The sequence below is a fragment of the Pseudomonas sp. 30_B genome (genome assembly GCF_017491605.1).
In the GTDB taxonomy this organism is placed as follows: domain Bacteria; phylum Pseudomonadota; class Gammaproteobacteria; order Pseudomonadales; family Pseudomonadaceae; genus Pseudomonas.
The window spans coordinates 1-20,558 of sequence record NZ_JAFGYY010000031.1 but is presented as its reverse complement, the minus strand read 5'-3'; the positions used below and the strand labels follow the sequence as shown (position 1 = coordinate 20,558).

General features: G+C 57.1%; 21 protein-coding genes and 1 pseudogene. All 22 read right to left on the bottom strand.

Annotation, left to right across the window (positions count from 1 at the left end; translation table 11 throughout):
• Window positions 1-572: 572 nt before the first annotated feature.
• Window positions 573-962: pseudogene (locus J5M67_RS29970) on the bottom strand (prophage tail fiber N-terminal domain-containing protein); the annotation flags it as partial.
• 64 nt (window positions 963-1,026) lie between these two features.
• Window positions 1,027-1,647, bottom strand: coding sequence for an outer membrane beta-barrel protein Lom (lom, locus tag J5M67_RS24355; protein WP_001246632.1), 621 nt, complete (start codon window positions 1,645-1,647; stop codon window positions 1,027-1,029).
• A gap of 61 nt (window positions 1,648-1,708) precedes the next feature.
• Complete coding sequence (locus tag J5M67_RS24350; protein WP_000515495.1) at window positions 1,709-5,107, bottom strand: host specificity protein J; 3,399 nt, start codon at window positions 5,105-5,107, stop codon at window positions 1,709-1,711.
• A 60-nt stretch (window positions 5,108-5,167) separates the two neighbouring features.
• A complete protein-coding gene (locus tag J5M67_RS24345; RefSeq protein ID WP_001407644.1) occupies window positions 5,168-5,740 on the bottom strand; it encodes a tail assembly protein in 573 nt (190 codons plus the stop codon).
• The gene (locus J5M67_RS24340) at window positions 5,737-6,480 is read right to left on the bottom strand and encodes a C40 family peptidase (RefSeq protein ID WP_000194780.1); all 744 of its coding nucleotides are present in this window, start codon (window positions 6,478-6,480) and stop codon (window positions 5,737-5,739) included. The genes J5M67_RS24345 and J5M67_RS24340 overlap by 4 nt, the downstream gene beginning before the upstream one ends.
• A gap of 5 nt (window positions 6,481-6,485) precedes the next feature.
• On the bottom strand, window positions 6,486-7,184 hold the full coding sequence (locus J5M67_RS24335; protein ID WP_001152639.1) for a phage minor tail protein L: 699 nt from the start codon (window positions 7,182-7,184) through the stop codon (window positions 6,486-6,488).
• Window positions 7,184-7,513: a phage tail protein gene (locus tag J5M67_RS24330; RefSeq protein ID WP_000847379.1), complete on the bottom strand. Its 330-nt coding sequence runs from the start codon at window positions 7,511-7,513 to the stop codon at window positions 7,184-7,186. Before J5M67_RS24330 ends, J5M67_RS24335 begins: the two co-directional genes overlap by 1 nt.
• Window positions 7,510-10,071, bottom strand: coding sequence for a phage tail tape measure protein (locus J5M67_RS24325; RefSeq protein WP_000840207.1), 2,562 nt, complete (start codon window positions 10,069-10,071; stop codon window positions 7,510-7,512). The genes J5M67_RS24330 and J5M67_RS24325 overlap by 4 nt, the downstream gene beginning before the upstream one ends.
• Complete coding sequence (locus J5M67_RS24320; RefSeq protein WP_000459457.1) at window positions 10,064-10,498, bottom strand: phage tail assembly protein T; 435 nt, start codon at window positions 10,496-10,498, stop codon at window positions 10,064-10,066. Before J5M67_RS24320 ends, J5M67_RS24325 begins: the two co-directional genes overlap by 8 nt.
• Window positions 10,480-10,902, bottom strand: coding sequence for a phage tail assembly chaperone G (gene gpG / locus J5M67_RS24315; protein WP_000479153.1), 423 nt, complete (start codon window positions 10,900-10,902; stop codon window positions 10,480-10,482). The genes J5M67_RS24320 and gpG overlap by 19 nt, the downstream gene beginning before the upstream one ends.
• A 15-nt stretch (window positions 10,903-10,917) precedes the next feature.
• Complete coding sequence (locus tag J5M67_RS24310) at window positions 10,918-11,658, bottom strand: phage tail protein (protein ID WP_001349920.1); 741 nt, start codon at window positions 11,656-11,658, stop codon at window positions 10,918-10,920.
• A 7-nt stretch (window positions 11,659-11,665) separates the two neighbouring features.
• Complete coding sequence (locus J5M67_RS24305) at window positions 11,666-12,061, bottom strand: phage minor tail U family protein (protein WP_000683105.1); 396 nt, start codon at window positions 12,059-12,061, stop codon at window positions 11,666-11,668.
• Window positions 12,058-12,636 carry a phage tail protein gene (locus tag J5M67_RS24300; RefSeq protein WP_000975070.1) on the bottom strand — a complete coding sequence of 193 codons (579 nt, stop codon included), beginning with the start codon at window positions 12,634-12,636 and terminating at the stop codon, window positions 12,058-12,060. Before J5M67_RS24300 ends, J5M67_RS24305 begins: the two co-directional genes overlap by 4 nt.
• A gap of 11 nt (window positions 12,637-12,647) precedes the next feature.
• The gene (locus J5M67_RS24295; RefSeq protein ID WP_000752979.1) at window positions 12,648-13,001 is read right to left on the bottom strand and encodes a head-tail joining protein; all 354 of its coding nucleotides are present in this window, start codon (window positions 12,999-13,001) and stop codon (window positions 12,648-12,650) included.
• Window positions 13,002-13,012: 11 nt separating this feature from the next.
• The gene (locus J5M67_RS24290) at window positions 13,013-13,411 is read right to left on the bottom strand and encodes a DNA-packaging protein FI (RefSeq protein WP_000158919.1); all 399 of its coding nucleotides are present in this window, start codon (window positions 13,409-13,411) and stop codon (window positions 13,013-13,015) included.
• 41 nt (window positions 13,412-13,452) lie between these two features.
• Complete coding sequence (locus J5M67_RS24285) at window positions 13,453-14,478, bottom strand: major capsid protein (RefSeq protein ID WP_000063280.1); 1,026 nt, start codon at window positions 14,476-14,478, stop codon at window positions 13,453-13,455.
• Between the two features lie 55 nt (window positions 14,479-14,533).
• Window positions 14,534-14,866 (bottom strand): head decoration protein, encoded by a 333-nt coding sequence (locus tag J5M67_RS24280; protein WP_001297109.1) that lies wholly within the window; start codon window positions 14,864-14,866, stop codon window positions 14,534-14,536.
• A 9-nt stretch (window positions 14,867-14,875) separates the two neighbouring features.
• Window positions 14,876-16,195, bottom strand: coding sequence for a S49 family peptidase (locus tag J5M67_RS24275; protein ID WP_000123343.1), 1,320 nt, complete (start codon window positions 16,193-16,195; stop codon window positions 14,876-14,878).
• A complete protein-coding gene (locus J5M67_RS24270; protein WP_001359455.1) occupies window positions 16,176-17,777 on the bottom strand; it encodes a phage portal protein in 1,602 nt (533 codons plus the stop codon). The genes J5M67_RS24275 and J5M67_RS24270 overlap by 20 nt, the downstream gene beginning before the upstream one ends.
• Window positions 17,774-17,980, bottom strand: coding sequence for a phage head-tail joining protein (locus J5M67_RS24265; RefSeq protein WP_000198149.1), 207 nt, complete (start codon window positions 17,978-17,980; stop codon window positions 17,774-17,776). The genes J5M67_RS24270 and J5M67_RS24265 overlap by 4 nt, the downstream gene beginning before the upstream one ends.
• Window positions 17,977-19,902: a phage terminase large subunit family protein gene (locus J5M67_RS24260; protein WP_001027292.1), complete on the bottom strand. Its 1,926-nt coding sequence runs from the start codon at window positions 19,900-19,902 to the stop codon at window positions 17,977-17,979. Before J5M67_RS24260 ends, J5M67_RS24265 begins: the two co-directional genes overlap by 4 nt.
• On the bottom strand, window positions 19,877-20,422 hold the full coding sequence (locus J5M67_RS24255; RefSeq protein ID WP_000453580.1) for a DNA-packaging protein: 546 nt from the start codon (window positions 20,420-20,422) through the stop codon (window positions 19,877-19,879). Before J5M67_RS24255 ends, J5M67_RS24260 begins: the two co-directional genes overlap by 26 nt.
• Window positions 20,423-20,558 lie beyond the last annotated feature (136 nt).

The window sequence follows — 20,558 nt, the reverse complement described above, 5'->3', positions numbered from 1 at the left end:
ACCGCACTTCCCGCAGCCTCTGTCGCCTTCGTGGATGCCGTTGACGCACTCCCCGCCGCCGCTGTTTTTGCGTCTGCCGCGGCAGAGGCGCTCCGTTCCGCTGCTGTTTCAGATGACCTGGCATTCGTCTCGGACGTTTTTGCCGCCCTGGCAGAATTTTCTGCCGCCGTTGCCGAGGAAGCTGCACGACCGGCACTTGATGATGCGTTCGTTTCTGATGATTTTGCTGCCTCTTTTGAGGCCACCGCATCTCGTGCTGAAGTGGCGGCCTCTGACGCTTTCGTGGCCGCGGTGGAGGCAGACGTGGCGGCTGATTGTTGTGACGCTGCAGCATTCGTTTCTGACGTTTTCGCCGCACCGGCACTGGTGGCCGCCGCGTTTTTTGAGGACTCTGCGGCTGCGGCACTTTTTTCCGCTTCAGTGGCCTTTGCTGATGCCGCTTCTGCGCCGGAGGACGCTTCCTGAGCTGACGATGCAGCCTGTCCGGCGGACGTGCTGGCGGCGCGTGCTGAGTCAGTTGCATCAGTCACAAGGGCCGCGACCTGAGCAGCTGATGCACTGGCATCGCCGGCTGATTTCTTCGCGTCTGCCGTACTCTGTGCCACCACGGACGCGTTACGCGCCACCTCTTCCACCATCAGTTCAAGACGACGCAGCACCTCCGGCCGGGCATCATCCTCCGTCATGGCACAGAGAAAATCATTCAGCGTCCCCGGTTGTGAATCTTCATACACGGTGATGGTCCCGGCGTGCGATGGTGGAAAACCGTCAACCTGCAGGATGACACTGTACTGACCGTACTCCACATCCATGCTGTAACGCCCGGCTTCATCCGGATTCTCTGAGCCCACCGTGTTCACCACCACCGTGGTGCTGTTACGTCTGGCTTTCAGCTGAATGGTGCAGTTCTGTACCGGTTTTCCTGTGCCGTCTTTCAGGACTCCTGAAATCTTTACTGCCATATTCACCCCACAAAAAAGCCCACCGGTTCCGGCGGGCTGTCATAACACTGTGTTACCTGGCTAATCAGAATTTATAACCGACCCCAACGATGAATCCGTCAGTACGCCAGTCGCCACTGCCGGAGCCTTCATAAGCAATATCAACAACGACGGACGCTGCCGGATTAATCTGTATACCTGCACTCCACGCCACTGAGGTATGCCGCATTGCACTTTCGTCCCTGGCAGTGGTCGTCTCTTTCATATACCCGGGAGTGATTTCCGTCTTACGGTAATCCATTGTACTGCCGGACCACCGACTGTGAGCCACTCCGGCCATGGCGTACGCACTGACCTGCTTACTGATTTGTAAAACCGGTCCGGCCATCACGCTCACATAACGTCCACGCAGGCTCTCATAGTGAAACGTATCCTCCCCGGTCATCACTGTGCTGCTCTTTTTCGACGCGGCGAACCCCAGGGAAGCCATCACCCCCACACTGTCCGTCAGCTCATAACGGTACTTCACGTTAATCCCTTTCAGATGACTCACACCGGTATCCCCGCCCGACAACGACGGCAATGTACCCGGTTTCACTTGAAAATAGCCCACCGTAAACGTACCATGTCCACCTTCCGCACGGGCCGGAGTGACTGTCACCGCAAGTGCGGCAAAGACAGCAACGGCAATACACACATTACGCATCGTTCACCTCTCACTGTTTTATAATAAAACGCCCGTTCCCGGACGAACCTCTGTAACACACTCAGACCACGCTGATGCCCAGCGCCTGTTTCTTAATCACCATAACCTGCACATCGCTGGCAAACGTATACGGCGGAATATCTGCCGAATGCCGTGTGGACGTAAGCGTGAACGTCAGGATCACGTTTCCCCGACCCGCTGGCATGTCAACAATACGGGAGAACACCTGTACCGCCTCGTTCGCCGCGCCATCATAAATCACCGCACCGTTCATCAGTACTTTCAGATAACACATCGAATACGTTGTCCTGCCGCTGACAGTACGCTTACTTCCGCGAAACGTCAGCGGAAGCACCACTATCTGGCGATCAAAAGGATGGTCATCGGTCACGGTGACAGTACGGGTACCTGACGGCCAGTCCACACTGCTTTCACGCTGGCGCGGAAAAGCCGCGCTCGCCGCCTTTACAATGTCCCCGACGATTTTTTCCGCCCTCAGCGTACCGTTTATCGTACAGTTTTCAGCTATCGTCACATTACTGAGCGTCCCGGAGTTCGCATTCACACTGCCACTGATATCCGCATTTTTAGCGGTCAGCTTTCCGTCCGGTGTCAGGGAAAAGGCCGGAGGATTGCCGCCGCTGGTAATGGTGGGGGCCGTCAGGCGCTTCAGGAACACGTCGTTCATGAATATCTGGTTGCCCTGCGCCACAAACATCGGCGTTTCATTCCCGTTTGCCGGGTCAATAAATGCGATACGATTGGCGGCAACCAGAAACTGGCTCAGTTTGCCTTCCTCCGTGTCCTCCATGCTGAGGCCAATACCCGCGACATAATGTTTGCCGTCTTTGGTCTGCTCAATTTTGACAGCCCACATGGCATTCCACTTATCACTGGCATCCTTCCACTCTTTCGAAAACTCCTCCAGTCTGCTGGCGTTATCCTCCGTCAGCTCGACTTTTTCCAGCAGCTCCTTGCCGAGATGGGATTCGGTTATCTTGCCTTTGAAAAAATCCAGGTAACCTTCCGCATCATCGCTCGCCCGACCGACGGCCTCCACGAATGCCGATTTGCCAACGGTGTTCACACTGCGGATATAAAAGTAATAATCATGGCCCGGTTTGATATTGATACTGGCGGCTATCCAGTACAGCGCCGTACCAAGATAACGCGTGCTGGTTTCAACCTGTCTGATATCCGCAATCTGCTTTTCCGAGAACCAGAACTCAAACTGTACCGTCGGGTCATAAACGGCAAGATGCGGCGTGGCGGTTATCTGAAAATAGCCCGGCGTCAGCTCAATCCTCGACGGTGCTGCCGGTGCGGCAATCCGGAACGATACCGACGCCGGATCGCCCTGCTGCCCCCACGCATTTACCGCCCGGACTGTCAGCCTGTAGTTCCCCAGCGCCAGTTGCGTGAAGCGGTATGTGGTTTCCGTCGTCCGGGCCGTGCTGACCAGCCGCTCACTGCCGTCGTCCGCTGTTACGGTCAGACGGAGCAGGAAACTCACGCCCTTCACCACCTTCGGTGTGTCCCATCGCGCCAGCACCTGATATTCCCCGCTGTCTGCAGTGACTTCTGCGGTCAGGTGCTGCACCGCTGGCGGCGTGACACCATTCACCGTGCCACTCTGTTCGCCGTCAAAGTGCGCCCCGTTATCCACGATGGCCTCTTTTTCCGGCACATGCTGCACGGCGGTGATGGCATACGTGCCGTCGTCGTTCTCACGGATACTCACGCAGCGGAACAGTCGCTGGCGCAGCGTCGGCAGCTTCAGCTCCCATACGCTGTATTCAGCAACACCGTCAGGAACACGGCTCACTTTTACCTTCACGCCGTCGGTGACGGACTGAACCTCCACGCTGACCGGATTGCCACTTCCGTCAACCAGGCTTATCAGCGCGGTACCGGAGGATGGCAGCGTGATTTCACGGTCGAGCGTCAGCGTCCGGGTCTGGCTGTTCACCGCCAGCACACGACCACCGGTGCTGATACCGGCATAGTCATCATCGCAGATTTCAATAACATCGCCCGGTACATGGCGAAGCCCTTCTGCGCCGACGCTGAAATCCACGGTCTGCGTTTCCAGCAGTTCTGTTTTAATCAGCCACAGCCCGGCGCGGTGTGCCTGCCCCCGGCTGGTACAGCCAAAGGCATCCATCTTCGTAACATTACGACCGTAACGGGCAATGGCCTGCGTATCTTCAACAAGCTCTGTCGCCGTCTCCCAGCCGTTGTTCGGGTCAATCCAGTTCACCTCAACGGCATTATGGCGGTCCTTCAGGGCGCTGAAGCTGTAGCGGAACGGCGCGCCATCATCCGGCATCACCACATTACTGCGGTTATAGGTCCACGTCTTATCCGACGGTCGGTCCTGCACGAACGTCAGCGTCTGCCCGTTCCATACCGGCATACAGCGCATCGCCGAGCAGAAATCGCTGAGCACATCCCACGCCTTACGCTGTGTGGTCAGGTACGCATTACAGGTGATGCGCGGCTCCGTGCCGCCAAAGCCGTCCGGCACTGACTGGTCGCAGTACTGGCCGATGACATACAGCGCCCATTTATCCACATCCGCCGCACCAAGACGTTTCCCCATGCCGTAGCGCGGATGGGTCAGCATATCCCACAGACACCAGGCCATGTTGTTGCTGTATGCCGGTTTAAACGTTCCGTCCCAGATACCGCTGTATTGCCGCGTCTGCGGGTTATAGTTCGACGGCACCTGCAGAATACGCCCGCGCAGATGATAATTACGGCTCACCTGCTGGCTGCCGAACTGCTCCGAGTCCACCTGCACGCCGACCAGTGCCGTGTTCGGGTAGCACTGTTTCACATCGATGATTTCAGTGTATGACGACCAGAGCGTTTTGTTCTGCAGCTGGTCTGTGGTGCTGTCCGGCGTCATCCTGCGCATCCGGATATTAAACGGGCGCGGCGGCAGGTTACCCATCACCACCGAGGCCAGATACTGCGAGGTGGTTTTGCCCTTAATGGTGATGTCTTTTTCCGTCACCCAGCCACCGTTACGTTGTATCTGAACCAGCAGGCGGACTTCCGACGGATTCCTGTCACCCTTTGAGGTGGTTTCCACCAGTGCCTGTACACCGAAGGTAAAGCGCAGACGGTCGATGTTTGCAGACGTAATGGTGCGGGTGATCGGCGTGTCATATTTCACTTCCGTACCCAGCACCGTCTCGGAGCCGGAGGATTCAAATCCCTCCGGCGGAGTCTGCTCCTGCTCACCAGCCCGGAACACCACCGTGACACCGGATATGTTGGTATTCCCCTCAGTGTCCAGCACCGGCGTACTGTTCAGCAGCACGCTTTTTAAGCCATCCACCGGACCTTCAATCGGCCCTTCGCTGATGGCATCGATCACACTCAGCAACTGCGTGGACTTCAGGTTGTCCTTCGCTTCGCGCGGGGTATGCCCCTTACTGCTTCCTTTACCCATTCCTCACGCTCCATAAATGACAAAACCGCCCGCAGGCGGTTTCACATAAAACATTTTGCATCAGCGACCAATCACCACAACCTGACCACCGTCCCCTTCGTCTGCCGTGCTGATCTCCTGAGAAACCACGCGTGACCCCACGCGCATTTCCCCGTACAGAACAGGCAGAACATTGCCCTGGGCAACCATGTTATCCAGTGAGGAGAAATAGGTGTTCTGCTTACCGTTATCCGTTGTCTGTATACGGGGAGTTCTGGCTTTCGGTGCCAGCATCTGCGCCACACCACCGAGCACCATACTGGCACCGAGAGAAAACAGGATGCCGGTCATACCACCGGCCCCAATGGCTGCCCCCCATGCTGCAAGGGTGGCTCCGGCGGTAAAGAATGATCCGGCAATGGCGGCAGCCCCCAGGACAATCTGGAATACGCCACCTGACTTGGCCCCGGCGACTCTGGGAACAATATGAATTACAGCGCCATCAGGCAGAGTCTCATGTAACTGCGCCGTTAACCCGGACGTGCTGACGTCCCGCCCGGCAATCCGTACCTGATACCAGCCGTCGCTCAGTTTCTGACGAAACGCCGGGAGCTGTGTGGCCAGTGCCCGGATGGCTTCAGCCCCCGTTTTCACACGAAGGTCGATGCGGCGACCAAATCGTTGTAAATCCCCGTAAAGGCAGATGCGCGCCATGCCCGGTGACGCCAGAGGGAGTGTGTGCGTCGCTGCCATTTGTCGGTGTACCTCTCTCGTTTGCTCAGTTGTTCAGGAATATGGTGCAGCAGCTCGCCGTCGCCGCAGTAAATTGCGGCGTGATTCGGCACTGATGAACCAAAACAGCACAGCAGCACATCGCCCGGCTGTGCCGCTGACAACGGCACCTGATACAGCCCCGTCGCCTCCAGATTATCCAGATAGAGATTCTGGCCGTTACGCCACCAGTCATCCTCACGATGAAAGTCCGGCATCTCAATCCCCGCCAGATGATAAGCATCCCGGAACAGTGTGTAACAGTCCGTCACACCGTGCTCAAAGCGCCGCCCGGTGAGATGCGGCACACAGCGGAACTTATGAATCGTCCCCCGGCAGACCAGCCACCACGGCAAATCACTCTGCACCTGCAGCCGCCGGTCGGCCTCACTCAGCCAGGGCAGACCACCGGGGTGGCTGTGGACCAGCGCCACAATCTCACCCTGCATTTCTGCCTGCAGCCAGTCTTCCGGCGACATACGGAAATACGCCTCCGGCTCACCGGAGATATTCACGCAGGGGAAATATCTTTCCCCCTCCGGCGTGCTTACCACGAAGCCGCACGACTCCGCTGGCGCACATCGCCGGGCGTGCGCCAGAATCGCTGATTCTGTCTGTGTCATGGGATTTACTGCGAAAGTTTGTTAATGGAAAGGAAGCCGCCAAAGTTGCCGACGTTATTGCGGAACTTACAACCGCTCAGGCATTTGCTGCATTTATCCTTCGTGATATCGGACGTTGGCTGGTCATATTCATCCGCGACAGCCGGACCGCTATAACCGCACTCGTCACCGCGATAGGTCCAGGTGCAGGTGTTGGCCAGCATGATACGTCCCGGAAAAACAGCGCCATCCGTTTCCGTCGGCGTGGACAGTACAAAGGAGGCACTCACCGCGCTCAGTTCGCTGCACTGCTCAATGCGCCAGCGGCTGATCACCTCCTGCTCCGGATCGGCGTAACTGTTTCCGTTGACGAAGTTCACCGCATCCAGAAAACGGGCGTAAACCTTACGCCGGACCACCGTTCCGCCGACCAGACTCTGCATATCTTCCGCCATCCCGGTGACCATACCGTACAGGTTAGAAACCGTCAGCGTGGGGCGCGTACTGGTGCCTTTGCCATTCAGTTCAAAACCGCTCCCCTGAATGGGATACGGCTGATACTGTCGCCCCTGCCAGGTGACCGGCTCACCTTTTTCGTTCTGCTCATTACAGAAAAAATAACGTTCTCCACCGACCTCTGTCAGGTCGATTTCCCAGAGCACCACGCTGGCCGACTGCTCCGCACGGGTGCATTCATTCAGTGTTTCCTGCCGGATATCCTGCATCAGTTCACCACCTGTTCAAACTCTGCGCTGAACTCAACACGCAGCATACTGACCCGCGACGACCATTTTGCGCAGGTCACCTTTATCTGCCGCCACTCATAAGGCGGCGTCCACAGAAAGGATTTCCAGCCCCCGTGCTCTTCCAGAAACGACTCCAGTACCGTGGCCTCCTCACGGGGGACAGAAAGCGTCACGCTGTACGTTTTCAGGTTGGCATTCAGCCCGGCAGGCGCTCGCTGAGAATAGCCATCACCAAAGCGCACCTTTCTTACAGAAGGGACCGAAGCCACATCCATACCGGGTTTCACTTTCCAGCGGAAGGTCTTCATCGTCCACCTCCGGAGAACAGGCCACCATCACGCATCTGTGTCTGAATTTCATCACGGGCACCCTTGCGGGCCATGTCATACACCGCCTTCAGAGCAGCCGGACCTATCTGCCCGTTCGTGCCGTCGTTGTTAATCACCACATGGTTATTCTGCTCAAACGTCCCGGACGCCTGCGACCGGCTGTCTGCCATGCTGCCCGGTGTACCGACATAACCGCCGGTGGCATAGCCGCGCATCAGCCGGTAAAGATTCCCCACGCCAATCCGGCTGGTTGCCTCCTTCGTGAAGACAAACTCACCACGGTGAACAATCCCCGCTGGCTCATATTTGCCGCCGGTTCCCGTAAATCCTCCGGTTGCAAAATGGAATTTCGCCGCAGCGGCCTGAATGGCTGTACCGCCTGACGCGGATGCGCCGCCACCAACAGCCCCGCCAATGGCGCTGCCGATACTCCCGACAATCCCCACCATTGCCTGCTTAAGCAGAATTTCTGTCATCATGGACAGCACGGAACGGGTGAAGCTGCGCCAGTTCTGCTCACTGCCGGTCAGCATCGCCGCCATATTCTGTGCAATACCATCAAAGGTCTGCGTGGCTGCACTTTTTACCTGCGACATACTGTCCGTGGCGCTCTCTTCCCACTCACTCCAGCCGGACTTCAGGCCTGCCATCCAGTTCCCGCGAAGCTGGTCTTCAGCCGCCCAGGTCTTTTTCTGCTCTGACATGACGTTATTCAGCGCCAGCGGATTATCGCCATACTGTTCCTTCAGGCGCTGTTCCGTGGCTTCCCGTTCTGCCTGCCGGTCAGTCAGCCCCCGGCTTTTCGCATCAATGGCGGCCCGTTTTGCCCGTTGCTGCTGTGCGAATTTATCCGCCTGCTGCGCCAGCGCGTTCAGGCGCTCCTGATACGTAACCTTGTCGCCAAGTGCAGCCAGCTGGCGTTTGTACTCCAGCGTCTCATCTTTATGCGCCAGCAGGGATTTCTCCTGTGCAGACAGCTGGCGACGTTGCGCCGCCTCCTCCAGTACCGCGAACTGACTCTCCGCCTTCCACAAATCCCGGCGCTGCTGGCTGATTTTCTCATTTGCTCCGGCATGCTTCTCCAGCGTCCGGAGTTCTGCCTGAAGCGTCAGCAGGGCAGCATGAGCACTGTCTTCCTGACGATCGCCCGCAGACACCTTCACGCTGGACTGTTTCGGCTTTTTCAGCGTCGCTTCATAATCCTTTTTCGCCGCCGCCATCAGCGTGTTGTAATCCGCCTGCAGGATTTTCCCGTCTTTCAGTGCCTTGTTCAGTTCTTCCTGACGGGCGGTATATTTCTCCAGCGGCGTCTGCAGCCGTTCGTAAGCCTTCTGCGCCTCTTCGGTATATTTCAGCCGTGACGCTTCGGTATCGCTCTGCTGCTGCGCATTTTTGTCCTGTTGAGTCTGCTGCTCAGCCTTCTTTCGGGCGGCTTCAAGCGCAAGACGGGCCTTTTCACGATCATCCCAGTAACGCGCCCGCGCTTCATCGTTAACAAAATAATCATCCTTGCGCAGATTCCAGATGTCGTCTGCTTTCTTATACGCAGCCTCTGCCTTAATCAGCATCTCCTGCGCGGTATCAGGACGACCAATATCCAGCACCGCATCCCACATGGATTTGAATGCCCGCGCAGTCCTGTCTGCCCAGGTCTCCAGCGTGCCCATGTTCTCTTTCAGGCGGCGGGTCTGGTCATCAAACCCTTTCGTTGCGGCCTCGTTCGCCGCCTGCAATGCCCCGGCTTCATCGCCGGAACGCTGCAACTGAGCAACATACGCAATCTGCTCCGCCGACACGTTATGGAACTGGCGAGCCATCGCCGTCAGCCCCGACGTCGGGTCTGTGGTCAGCTTCCCGAAGGCTTCAGCGACCTTGTCCACCTCCACGCCGGATGCAGAGGAGAAACGCGCCACACTCTGGCTGATGGACGCAATCTGAGCCTCACCGCTTACCCCCGCCTTAACCAGTGCGCTGAGTGACTCGCTGGTCTGGTTAAACGTCAGCCCTGCCGCCTGCCCGGCTCTGGACAGGACCAGCATACGATCTGCCGTCAGTCCCGCCTGATTGCCGGAAAGGACCAGCGTTTTGTTGAAATCGGACAGGGTTGAGTTGCCCTGATACCAGGCATACGCCAGCGCACCGGTCGCCACCGCCAGCGAGGTGGCCCCCACCATCGGCAGGGTGATCGCACCGGCAAGCCCCCTGAACATGGGGATCATCCCGCCGAAGGAGTCCTTCACCTGCCCCCCCTGTTGCAGCAGGATCAGCCACGGACTTTGCCCGCCTGCAAGCTGCGTGGCCACGTCGGTGAACTGTGCAGGCAGCATACGCATGGCGGCTTTATACTGCCCGACGGAAATCCCCGCTTTCTGTGCAGCCAGCGCCTGTCGGCTCAGCGACTGTTCAACGACTGCCGCTGTTTTTTTCGCATCACTTTCCGTACCAGAAAAATGACGCCTGACTCTGGCCATCTGCTCGTCAAATCTGGCCGCATCCAGACTCAAATCAACGACCAGATCGCCTACCGGTTCAGCCATACCGGACTCCTCCTGCGATCCCTTCTGATACTGTCATCAGCATTACGTCATCCTCCGTCATGTCCGCCACATCCGGGGAAGCGGGGATAACTTCATTCCCGTCCGGGCCAAAGCGGACACCTCCGGCAAGCCCTGCCGCTTTCTGCATCAGCACATCATCTTCAGGCTCTTCGTCAGCCTCGCGCCGGTTCAGCAGACTGAAATCCAGCGGATGCATATCCGGATCGCTGAAAAACAGGCTGAGCACGGTGTACGTCAGCCCGGAAAAGTGCATATCCAGCAGAACATCATGAAAATAATGGGTACTGTAAAAGCGGTGCCAGTCGGCATACTCCGTGGATGACATCCCGGCAAGCATGGCACGCCAGTCGGGTCGCCCCATCTCACGCGCCAGTTTCAGGGCAAAACTCAGCTCACCGTCGAACACTTTCCCGCAGAAACAGGCTCTGCGGGCCCGGCGTCCTCTGTCTGTTCAGGGGCATTATTCACCACAAACTCATACATACCAGACAGCCGGTACACCACGTTTTCAGCATGAGAAATTGCCTCCGTGGGCCAGGTGGTAAGCACTTCCTGCTCAATCTGTTTAACGGCTTCATTCATGGACGGCATCTGCGTCTTCTGCGGATGGTTATGCCACAGGGACATCGCCACCAGAAACGCGCCGGTTCTGATGGCGTCTTCCACAGTAAACTTCCGGTTGCTGTCTGACTCCGCCTGTTCTGCCTGCCGTTTCATCAGGGCGAGATGCTCAATGCGCTGCAGGGCTGACAGTTCAGAAAGCGTGACGGTCACACCGTTATGTTCAAATGATTCGGTTTTCAGGAACATCGCTGACTCTCCGGATTAACTGGCGGTGACGGTAATTTCTGCAACCGCAGCAAACTCACCATTACCGGATACAACCGGAATGTTGACCTTGCCTGCAGCAACGCCGTTCACGGTGATGGTCATACCACTGACCGACACGGTGGCTTTTGTTTTATCCGCAGACACCGCACGAAAGCTCTTGTCGGTTACGCCCTCCGGCTGGAAGGCCACGGTCAGCGTGGTGCTCTGCCCTTTCACCACCGAGGTGCTGGCAGGCGTCACGGTCATGCCGGTTGCCGCTGTTACCGTGCTGCGATCTTCTGCCATCGACGGACGTCCCACATTGGTGACTTTCACCGTGCGGGTGATCACTTCCTTCGCCGTCACCGCCTTACCGATACTGCTGACCCAGCCACGGAACACATCGACCGTGCCGTTCGGGAAGCGGATTTTATAGGCACGGGTATCGCCTTCATTAAACCACGCCAGCAGCGCCTGCTGCCCCTGCTCTCCGGGCATCCACGCCAGCGTGAAGCTGGTATCTCCGGCAGATTTCTGCCCCTGCCCGGTCGCAGTCCAGTCTGCATCTTCATCATCGAGATAGCTGTCGTCATAGGACTCAGCGGTCAGTTCGCCGGGCGTCAGGTCTTTAACTTTTGCCAGACGCGACCAGTCAACGTCTGAAAGCGGATTCGCGTAAGGGTCACCGCTCCCCTTATAAACCCACAGGGTGGTCCCGGCACCTTTCACCGGCATTGTAGGATTTGGTACAGGCATAGCGTCCTCACATTTCATAGGTAATGACATAAGTCAGATCGGCTGAACTCCACAAGCCCGCATCATCGTCGCGCCGGTAGTCATAGCCGCTGGCCACCATACTGGTGATCAAATCTGACAGTGCCGGGATATCGCTCATCACCGGATAAATCCGGGACTCCATCCACGCATCCAGCTCTGAATCCGGCACCTGAGCAGGCAGGAAAACTTCGATATGCAGCTCCGCCTGCCAGGTATCGCTGTCCAGCTCTTCGCCCGTGTATTCAGCGCCGGTGAGATAAACGGCAACTGCCGGAAAATCCGCCTCATCAAAAACAGCGGGGCGACCATCAAAAAACGTCGCCCCGGTGTCATGCTTCTCCAGTGCATCCAGTACGGCTGCACGGAGTTCAGTATGTTTCATCGCTTTATTACCATCCTCAGTTGATGCTGCAGCGCATAGCCCAGCTCTTTCGGAAGACGTTCACGCCGTATCCGCTCAATATTTTGTTTAAACGCCGTGGTCAGCGGCACCGCCATCGGGATTTTCACCACATCAATGGGGTAACGGTTTTTCCCAGCCACACGCTGCATGACATGCCACCGGCCATTTTTCAGTTGCTGAATAAACGCGCCGGGAATACGACGGTTACCCACCACAAGCACGCTGCCGCCACCTTTCAGGGATGAACGCTGCCCCTTTTTACGACGCCTGCGGCGCGAAAGGACAACCCGCGCATTACCCAGCTTGATTACGGGCAAATCCCCCCGGTTAACTTTGATTCTGGCCTGCGGATTTTTGACCGTGGCCCTTTTCAGCCTGGCCCTTTCCTTTACCAGTTTCCGGCGTACCTTTGTCTCACGGGCAACCTGTGACGCCGACTGCGATATCGCGGATGAAGCAACGCGGTTAATGGCCATTGCGGCGGCACCAGGCACCGCCGTTTTGCTGATACGGCTGAGGTTTTCAACGGCCTGCTCAAGACCTTTTATGGCCATACATCCCCCTTTCAGCGGCGACGGTTAACGGCAGGCGGTACGCCCCGTCCAAGCCAGAGATGACAACTTCCGCCATCATCCGGCGAAACCCGATCTACCCAGAAATTTTCCTCACCGATGGTCAGCGTGTCTCCACGCCGCAGCTGCCGCACCTCATCAGTCCGGACAAACAGGGACGGGCTGGAGCCTTCAACGCGCACGCCCTGTCCGGCATAGCTGATATTTTCAGGGTCATCAAAAACACCACGTATCACCGCACCTGACTGCTCACCGGATGTAATGGTGGCTGACGTTCCCATGTACCCGCGTATCGTTTCATCGGCGCGGGCAATGGCAGCATCGAACAGGTTATCGAAATCAGCCACAGCGCCTCCCGTTATTGCATTCTGGCCAGGCCGCGCTCTGTCATTTCGGCTGCCACACCGGCAGAGACACGAAACGCCGTTCCCGGCAGCACAAATGCCACAGGTTCATCCCGCGTGGCGTGAAGTGCATCAGTATGCAGCTTCACCAGTGCCACGACCGTGACCAGTTCAGACGTATCCAGAATCACGGTATCCGGCTGCGCTGATCCCACCTCATTTTCATGTCCGGTCAGCACATTTTCCCGGCTGAGAGGGGTGTCCTGACCGGCAGTTTCATCCGTGTCATCAAGCTCCTCTTTCAGCTCTGCCACACGGAGCGCCAGTTCTTCTTTCGTCCCCGTCAGGCTGACATCACGGTTCAGTTGTTCACCCAGCGAGCGGAGACGGGCAATCAGTTCATCTTTCGTCATGGACTCCTCCACAGAGAAACAATGGCCCCGAAGGGCCATGATTACGCCAGTTGTACGGACACGAACTCATCAGGGTCAGCCAGCAGCATCAGCGGTGCTGACTGAATCATGGTGAACTCACGCGCCGGATCGCCGGTGGTCACCCAGTTTTTCGGGTAACGGGCAGAGGCGTTAATGCCTTCGCGCTGTGCGTCCGCATCCTGAATGCAGCCATAGGTGCGCAGACCGCGTGCCTGAGTGTTCCCCAGCACCATCGTGTTGTCCGGCAGGAAGTTCTTTTTGACGCCGTTTTCCACGTACTGTCCGGAATACACGACGATGGCCACATCGCCATACATCCCCTTATAGGACACCGCTTTGCCCAGGTCTTTCACCGCTGTCTCCAGCTCGGAATTAGAGCCACGACGGGTATCCAGCTTCTCCTTGACGGCTTTGAAGGAACGGAACAGCGCCCAGCCTTTCGGATCGAACACGATGATATTCACCACACCGCTGGCGTTCAGCGCGTAGGCTTCGATATCGTCGGTCGGGTCATACGTGGACTTGTCACGCTTGCTCCACTCCGTGCCGCCGGACTGCGTGATGTTATTCTCCTCACTGCGGCCCATATCCACCTCAACCGGATCGAAGGCTTCACCGGTCATGGTGTATTTGCCCTTAAGCACGGCAGAAACTGCCTGCATCTCTTCGACCTGAGCAATGGCCAGCTCTTCGTCACGCATGTTCTGCATGATGATGCGACGGCGGCGGTAAGCCGGGTCCGCCAGATTCTGCGGATCTTCATCCGGCAGGCGACGCAGGGTCATCTGCGGATTCACTTCATGCTTCGGCTTGACATATCCCGGCGTAAATTCAGAGGTGGAGCCGCCACGGGAACGGATAACCTCACCGGAAACAATCGGCGAAACGTACAGCGCCATGTTTACCAGTCCCGGAATTTGTGAGAGATAGACTTTCTCCGTGGTGAAGGGATAGCTCTCACGGAAAAAGAGACGCAGAAACAGCGGATCAAACTTAAATTTCTGCTCATTTGCCGCCAGCAGTTGGGCGGTTGTGTACATCGACATAAAAAAATCCCGTAAAAAAAGCCGCACAGGCGGCCTTTAGTGATGAAGGGTAAAGTTAAACGATGCTGATTGCCGTTCCGGCAAACGCGGTCCGTTTTTTCGTCTCGTCGCTGGCAGCCTCCGGCCAGAGCACATCCTCATAACGGAACGTGCCGGACTTGTAGAACGTCAGCGTGGTGCTGGTCTGGTCAGCAGCAACCGCAAGAATGCCAACGGCAGCACCGTCGGTGGTGCCATCCCACGCAACCAGCTTACGGCTGGAGGTGTCCAGCATCAGCGGGGTCATTGCAGGCGCTTTCGCACTCAATCCGCCGGGCGCGGTTGCGGTATGAGCCGGGTCACTGTTGCCCTGCGGCTGGTAATGGGTAAAGGTTTCTTTGCTCGTCATAAACATCCCTTACACTGGTGTGTTCAGCAAATCGTTAACGGCATCAGATGCCGGGTTACCTGCAGCCAGCGGTGCCGGTGCCCCCTGCATCAGACGATCCAGCGCAGTGTCACTGCGCGCCTGTGCACTCTGTGGTGCTGCGGCCAGAATGCGGCGGGCCGTTTTCACGGTCATACCGGGGGTTTCTGCCAGCACGCGTGCCTGTTCTTCGCGTCCGTGAGCCTCCTCACAGTTGAGGATCCCCATAATGCGGCTGTTTTCTGCCGCAACCGCTGCGGTGATCTGCGCGTTCACGTCCGGCTGCGCCGCGCTGGCGTTCTCGCCCTCCGTCGCTGGCACCACGTCAGTAACGTCAGCCTGCGAAGCAGTGGCTGAAACAGTTGTTGATTGAGTCTCTTTGGTCATTCGCCCTCCTGAGAGACGGGATTTACGTGCATCCAGTGCATCACGCATGACGGTGATCGCATCGGTGCTGTTAACAAGTTCATCAGCCAGTCCGGCATCAATGGCCTCCTGACCGCTGTACACTGCAGCCTCGGTATCCAGCACAACCTGCACGGACAGGCCGGTATATGCCGACACCTTCTGCGCAAACATCTGGCGGGTTGCGTCCATCCGGGACTGCAGTGTCTCCCGGACGTCATCCGGAAGATGGCTGTAGGGGTTGCCATCCACCTTATGGCTGCCGCTGTAAATCAGCGTGATTTCCACACCCTGTTTCTCCAGCGCAGCACCGTAATTACTGTGAGCCATCATGACGCCGATGGAGCCTGTCCGGGCGGTCTGCGTGACCAGACGCCGGGAGGCGGCACTGGCAAGCAACTGACCTGCACTGCAGTTCATGTCGTTGGCAAGCGCCCATACCGGTTTTATGTCACGCACACGGGCGATGATGTCAGCGCAGTCAAATGCCCCCGCCACCATCCCGCCGGGCGTGTCCATATCGAGCAGAATGCCGTCCACCATCGGATCGCTGGCAGCCTGTTGCAGACGGGCGATAATGCCGTTGTAACCGGTCATCCCCGAGTACGGCTGCAGCGCCCGCGTCCGGCTGACCAGCGTGCCGGACACCGGCAGCACGGCGATGCCGTTCATGACCTGATAACTGCGGGCCTGTCGTGGTCCGTCATCATCACCGGATAATGCCAGCGTCGCGAGTGCCTCCTGGGCAGTCAGGCTGTCGCCGGACACCGCATCCGTCAGGCTGCTGATCCCAAGCTGGCCTGCAAGCGCACAAAAGAAAACCCGCGCATAGGCGGGTTCAAGCATCAGCGGCTCATTAAAGGCCATGCTGGCAATATGCGGGAGATTACGCAGCTCTGCTGTCACTCTTCTCCTCCTCTGTTGATTGTCGCAGCCCGGATTCAAATGCTGCAGCCGCCCAGGCGGGCGGTTTAAGACCGGCTGCACGGCGCTCCATCGTTTCACGGACCTGCTGGGCAAAAATTTCCTGATAGTCGTCACCGCGTTTTGCGCACTCTTTCTCGTAGGTACTCAGTCCGGCTTCTATCAGCATCACCGCTTCCTGAACTTCTTTCAGACCATCGATGGCCATACGACCGGAGCCTATCCAGTCGCAGTTCCCCCAGGCACTGCGGGCTTCCTGAAAACTGAAGCGCGCTTTTGAAGGTAACGTCACCACGCGGCGAACGATGGCCTCTTCCAGCCAGCACAGAAACATCTGGCTCGCCTGACGGGATGCGACGAATTTTCGCCGCCCCATAAAGTACGCCCACGACTCGTTCGCACTGGCCCGTGCCGTGGAGTAGCTCATCTGGGCGTAATTCCGGGAAAGCTGCTCATACGAGACACCCAGCCCGGCAGCGATATACCGCAGCAGTGACTGCTCAAACACGGAGTAGCCGTTATCCGTATCCTGAGCCGTCTGCAGGTTCAGTGAGTCACCCGGCATCAGGTGCGGTACTTTTGCGCCTCCCAGCCGGACCGGCGCTGCGGCGTAATACGCGGCAATTTCACCAATCCAGCCGGTCAGCCTTTCCCGCTGCTCCTGACTGTTCGCGCCCAGAATAAAATCCATCGCTGACTGCGTATCCAGCTCACTCTCAATGGTGGCGGCATACATCGCCTTCACAATGGCGCTCTGCAGCTGCGTGTTCTGCAGCGTGTCGAGCATCTTCATCTGCTCCATCACGCTGTAAAACACATTTGCACCGCGAGTCTGCCCGTCCTCCACGGGTTCAAAAACGTGAATGAACGAGGCGCGCCCGCCGGGTAACTCACGGGGTATCCATGTCCATTTCTGCGGCATCCAGCCAGGATACCCGTCCTCGCTGACGTAATATCCCAGCGCCGCACCGCTGTCATTAATCTGCACACCGGCACGGCAGTTCCGGCTGTCGCCGGTATTGTTCGGGTTGCTGATGCGCTTCGGGCTGACCATCCGGAACTGTGTCCGGAAAAGCCGCGACGAACTGGTATCCCAGGTGGCCTGAACGAACAGTTCACCGTTAAAGGCGTGCATGGCCACACCTTCCCGAATCATCATGGTAAACGTGCGTTTTCGCTCAACGTCAATGCAGCAGCAGTCATCCTCGGCAAACTCTTTCCATGCCGCTTCAACCTCGCGGGAAAAGGCACGGGCTTCTTCCTCCCCGATGCCCAGATAGCGCCAGCTTGGGCGATGACTGAGCCGGAAAAAAGACCCGACGATATGATCCTGATGCAGCTGGATGGCGTTGGCGGCATAGCCGTTATTGCGTACCAGATCGTCTGCGCGGGCATTGCCACGGGTAAAGTTGGGCAACAGGGCTGCATCCACACTTTCACTCGGTGGGTTCCACGACCGCAACTGCCCTCCAAATCCGCTGCCACCGCCGTGATAACCGGCATATTCGCGCAGCGATGTCATGCCGTCCGGCCCCAGAAGGGTGGGAATGGTGGGCGTTTTCATACATAAAATCCTGCAGGTCCCCTGCGTCGCTGTGTCATGCCGGTCTGCACTTCCAGCTCTGCAATATATTTTTTCAGGTCAGACACGGAAGTGGCCGTAAACTCCACCCTTCGTCCGTCTTTCTGTACTGTTGCCACCCGTTTACCTGTCATCAGGTCATGCAGTGCCGCACGGGCAGCGGCAAGTTCTTCCTGTCGCGTCATTCATCCTCTCCGGATAAGGCACGGGCGTAATCTGCCAGTGTTTTCTTGTTGGTTGCTGCACCATCCTCTTCCTGCAGGCTCGCCAGCAGCGCACTGAGATCCAGCTGCCAGCGGGAAATACTGATGCGCAGCGCCGCCAGCGCATAAACGAAGCAGTCGAGTGCCTCATTGCGTCGCTTTTTGCTGTCCCACAGTATTTTTTTCCTGCCATCCACCCATTTTTCGACCTGCTCTTCAGCAGTCAGCTGCTGCGCTTCGGTCAGATCAAAAATATCCGGGTTATTCGGGAAGTGAACGGCACCGGGAAGCGGTTCATCCCCTTCCGGCGTCAGTGTGAAGCGGTTATAAATCTGCTCTTTCGCGGTATCCGTACCGATTTCGGTAAGGTAAACCCCGTTTTTGTTTCGCTTACGTGGCATGCTGGCCACCGGCTTTCCGTAGACGGATGCCCCTTTAATGGGGATCACCCGGAACAGCCCATGTTTTTTCGAGCGTTCATACACAATGGTCGGGTCAATCCCGCCAGTATCCCAGCAGATACGGGATATCGACATTTCTGCACCATTCCGGCGGGTATAGGTTTTATTGATGGCCTCATCCACACGCAGCAGCGTCTGTTCATCGTCGTGGCGGCCCATAATAATCTGCCGGTCAATCAGCCAGCTTTCCTCACCCGGCCCCCATCCCCATACGCGCATTTCGTAGCGGTCCAGCTGGGAGTCGATACCGGCGGTCAGGTAAGCCACACGGTCAGGAACGGGCGCTGAATAATGCTCTTTCCGCTCTGCCATCACTTCAGCATCCGGACGTTCGCCAATTTTCGCCTCCCACGTCTCACCGAGCGTGGTGTTTACGAAGGTTTTACGTTTTCCCGTATCCCCTTTCGTTTTCATCCAGTCTTTGACAATCTGCACCCAGGTGGTGAACGGGCTGTACGCTGTCCAGATGTGAAAGGTCACACTGTCAGGTGGCTCAATCTCTTCACCGGATGACGAAAACCAGAGAATGCCATCACGGGTCCAGATCCCGGTCTTTTCGCAGATATAACGGGCATCAGTAAAGTCCAGCTCCTGCTGGCGGATGACGCAGGCATTATGCTCGCAGAGATAAAACACGCTGGAGGGGTCATCCGGCGTCCATTTGAGGCCAAACGGCGTCTCTTTGTCGCCAAATTTAAGATACTGCTCCTCCCCGCAATGCGGGCAGGCAACATGAAAACGCATAAAATGCGGGGATTCACTGGCTGCACGCTCAATCTGACAGGTGCCTCTCACTTTTGGCGTGGAGCCACGGATGGACTTTGGCCAGACCGAGCCTTCAATACGCTTGTCACCCAGGAACGTCGGAGAGCCTTCCTGTTCAATATCATCATCAAAAGCAGCAAGTTCATCATAACCCGCCACATCCACCGACTTTTCACGGTAGTTTTTTGCCGCTTTACCGCCCAGGCACCAGAAGCCACGCCCATTAGTGAAACGCTTCATGGTGAGCGTGTTATCCCGGTGCTTTTTGCCATACCACGGGGCCAGCGCCAGCAGCGACGGAATATCACGAATAGTCGGCTCAACGTGGGTTTTCATAAAGTTCTCGGCATCACCATCCGTCGGCAACCAGATAAGGGTGTTGCGCTGCTTATGCTCTATAAAGTAGGCATAAACACCCAGCAGCATTTTGGAATAACCGACACGGGCAGACTTCACCACATTCACCTCACGGATGTAGTCGCTGCCCATCGCATTCATGATGGCCCGCTGAAAGGGCAGTGTTTCCCAGCGCCCTTCCTGGTATGCGGATTCTTTCGGGAGATAGTAATTAGCATCCGCCCATTCAACGGCGGTCTGTGGCTCCGGCCTGAACAGTGAGCGAAGCCCGGCGCGGACAAAATGCCGCAGCCTGTTAACCTGACTGTTCGATATATTCACTCAGCAACCCCGGTATCAGTTCATCCAGCGCGGCTGCTTTGTTCATGGCTTTGATGATATCCCGTTTCAGGAAATCAACATGTCGGTTTTCCAGTTCCGGAAAACGCCGCTGCACCGACAGGGGGAGCCCGTCGAGAATACTGGCAATTTCACCTGCGATCCGCGACAGCACGAAAGTACAGAATGCGGTTTCCACCACTTCAGCGGAGTCTCTGGCATTCTTCAGTTCCTGTGCGTCGGCCTGCGCACGCGTAAGTCGATGGCGTTCGTACTCAATAGTTCCTGGCTGGAGATCTGCCTCGCTGGCCTGCCGCAGTTCTTCAACCTCCCGGCGCAGCTTTTCGTTCTCAATTTCAGCATCCCTTTCGGCATACCATTTTATGACGGCGGCAGAGTCATAAAGCACCTCATTACCCTTGCCACCGCCTCGCAGAACGGGCATTCCCTGTTCCTGCCAGTTCTGAATGGTACGGATACTCGCACCGAAAATGTCAGCCAGCTGCTTTTTGTTGACTTCCATTGTTCATTCCACGGACAAAAACAGAGAAAGGAAACGACAGAGGCCAAAAAGCTCGCTTTCAGCACCTGTCGTTTCCTTTCTTTTCAGAGGGTATTTTAAATAAAAACATTAAGTTATGACGAAGAAGAACGGAAAC

What these genes read in the sequence shown, in the direction of transcription:
- lom (WP_001246632.1), bottom strand. Translation starts at nt 1,647, where the DNA reads ATGCGTAATGTGTGTATTGCCGTTGCTGTCTTTGCCGCACTTGCGGTG.
- J5M67_RS24350 (WP_000515495.1), bottom strand. Translation starts at nt 5,107, where the DNA reads ATGGGTAAAGGAAGCAGTAAGGGGCATACCCCGCGCGAAGCGAAGGAC.
- J5M67_RS24340 (WP_000194780.1), bottom strand. Translation starts at nt 6,480, where the DNA reads ATGACACAGACAGAATCAGCGATTCTGGCGCACGCCCGGCGATGTGCG.
- J5M67_RS24335 (WP_001152639.1), bottom strand. Translation starts at nt 7,184, where the DNA reads ATGCAGGATATCCGGCAGGAAACACTGAATGAATGCACCCGTGCGGAG.
- J5M67_RS24330 (WP_000847379.1), bottom strand. Translation starts at nt 7,513, where the DNA reads ATGAAGACCTTCCGCTGGAAAGTGAAACCCGGTATGGATGTGGCTTCG.
- J5M67_RS24325 (WP_000840207.1), bottom strand. Translation starts at nt 10,071, where the DNA reads ATGGCTGAACCGGTAGGCGATCTGGTCGTTGATTTGAGTCTGGATGCG.
- gpG (WP_000479153.1), bottom strand. Translation starts at nt 10,902, where the DNA reads ATGTTCCTGAAAACCGAATCATTTGAACATAACGGTGTGACCGTCACG.
- J5M67_RS24310 (WP_001349920.1), bottom strand. Translation starts at nt 11,658, where the DNA reads ATGCCTGTACCAAATCCTACAATGCCGGTGAAAGGTGCCGGGACCACC.
- J5M67_RS24305 (WP_000683105.1), bottom strand. Translation starts at nt 12,061, where the DNA reads ATGAAACATACTGAACTCCGTGCAGCCGTACTGGATGCACTGGAGAAG.
- J5M67_RS24300 (WP_000975070.1), bottom strand. Translation starts at nt 12,636, where the DNA reads ATGGCCATAAAAGGTCTTGAGCAGGCCGTTGAAAACCTCAGCCGTATC.
- J5M67_RS24290 (WP_000158919.1), bottom strand. Translation starts at nt 13,411, where the DNA reads ATGACGAAAGATGAACTGATTGCCCGTCTCCGCTCGCTGGGTGAACAA.
- J5M67_RS24285 (WP_000063280.1), bottom strand. Translation starts at nt 14,478, where the DNA reads ATGTCGATGTACACAACCGCCCAACTGCTGGCGGCAAATGAGCAGAAA.
- J5M67_RS24280 (WP_001297109.1), bottom strand. Translation starts at nt 14,866, where the DNA reads ATGACGAGCAAAGAAACCTTTACCCATTACCAGCCGCAGGGCAACAGT.
- J5M67_RS24270 (WP_001359455.1), bottom strand. Translation starts at nt 17,777, where the DNA reads ATGAAAACGCCCACCATTCCCACCCTTCTGGGGCCGGACGGCATGACA.
- J5M67_RS24265 (WP_000198149.1), bottom strand. Translation starts at nt 17,980, where the DNA reads ATGACGCGACAGGAAGAACTTGCCGCTGCCCGTGCGGCACTGCATGAC.
- J5M67_RS24255 (WP_000453580.1), bottom strand. Translation starts at nt 20,422, where the DNA reads ATGGAAGTCAACAAAAAGCAGCTGGCTGACATTTTCGGTGCGAGTATC.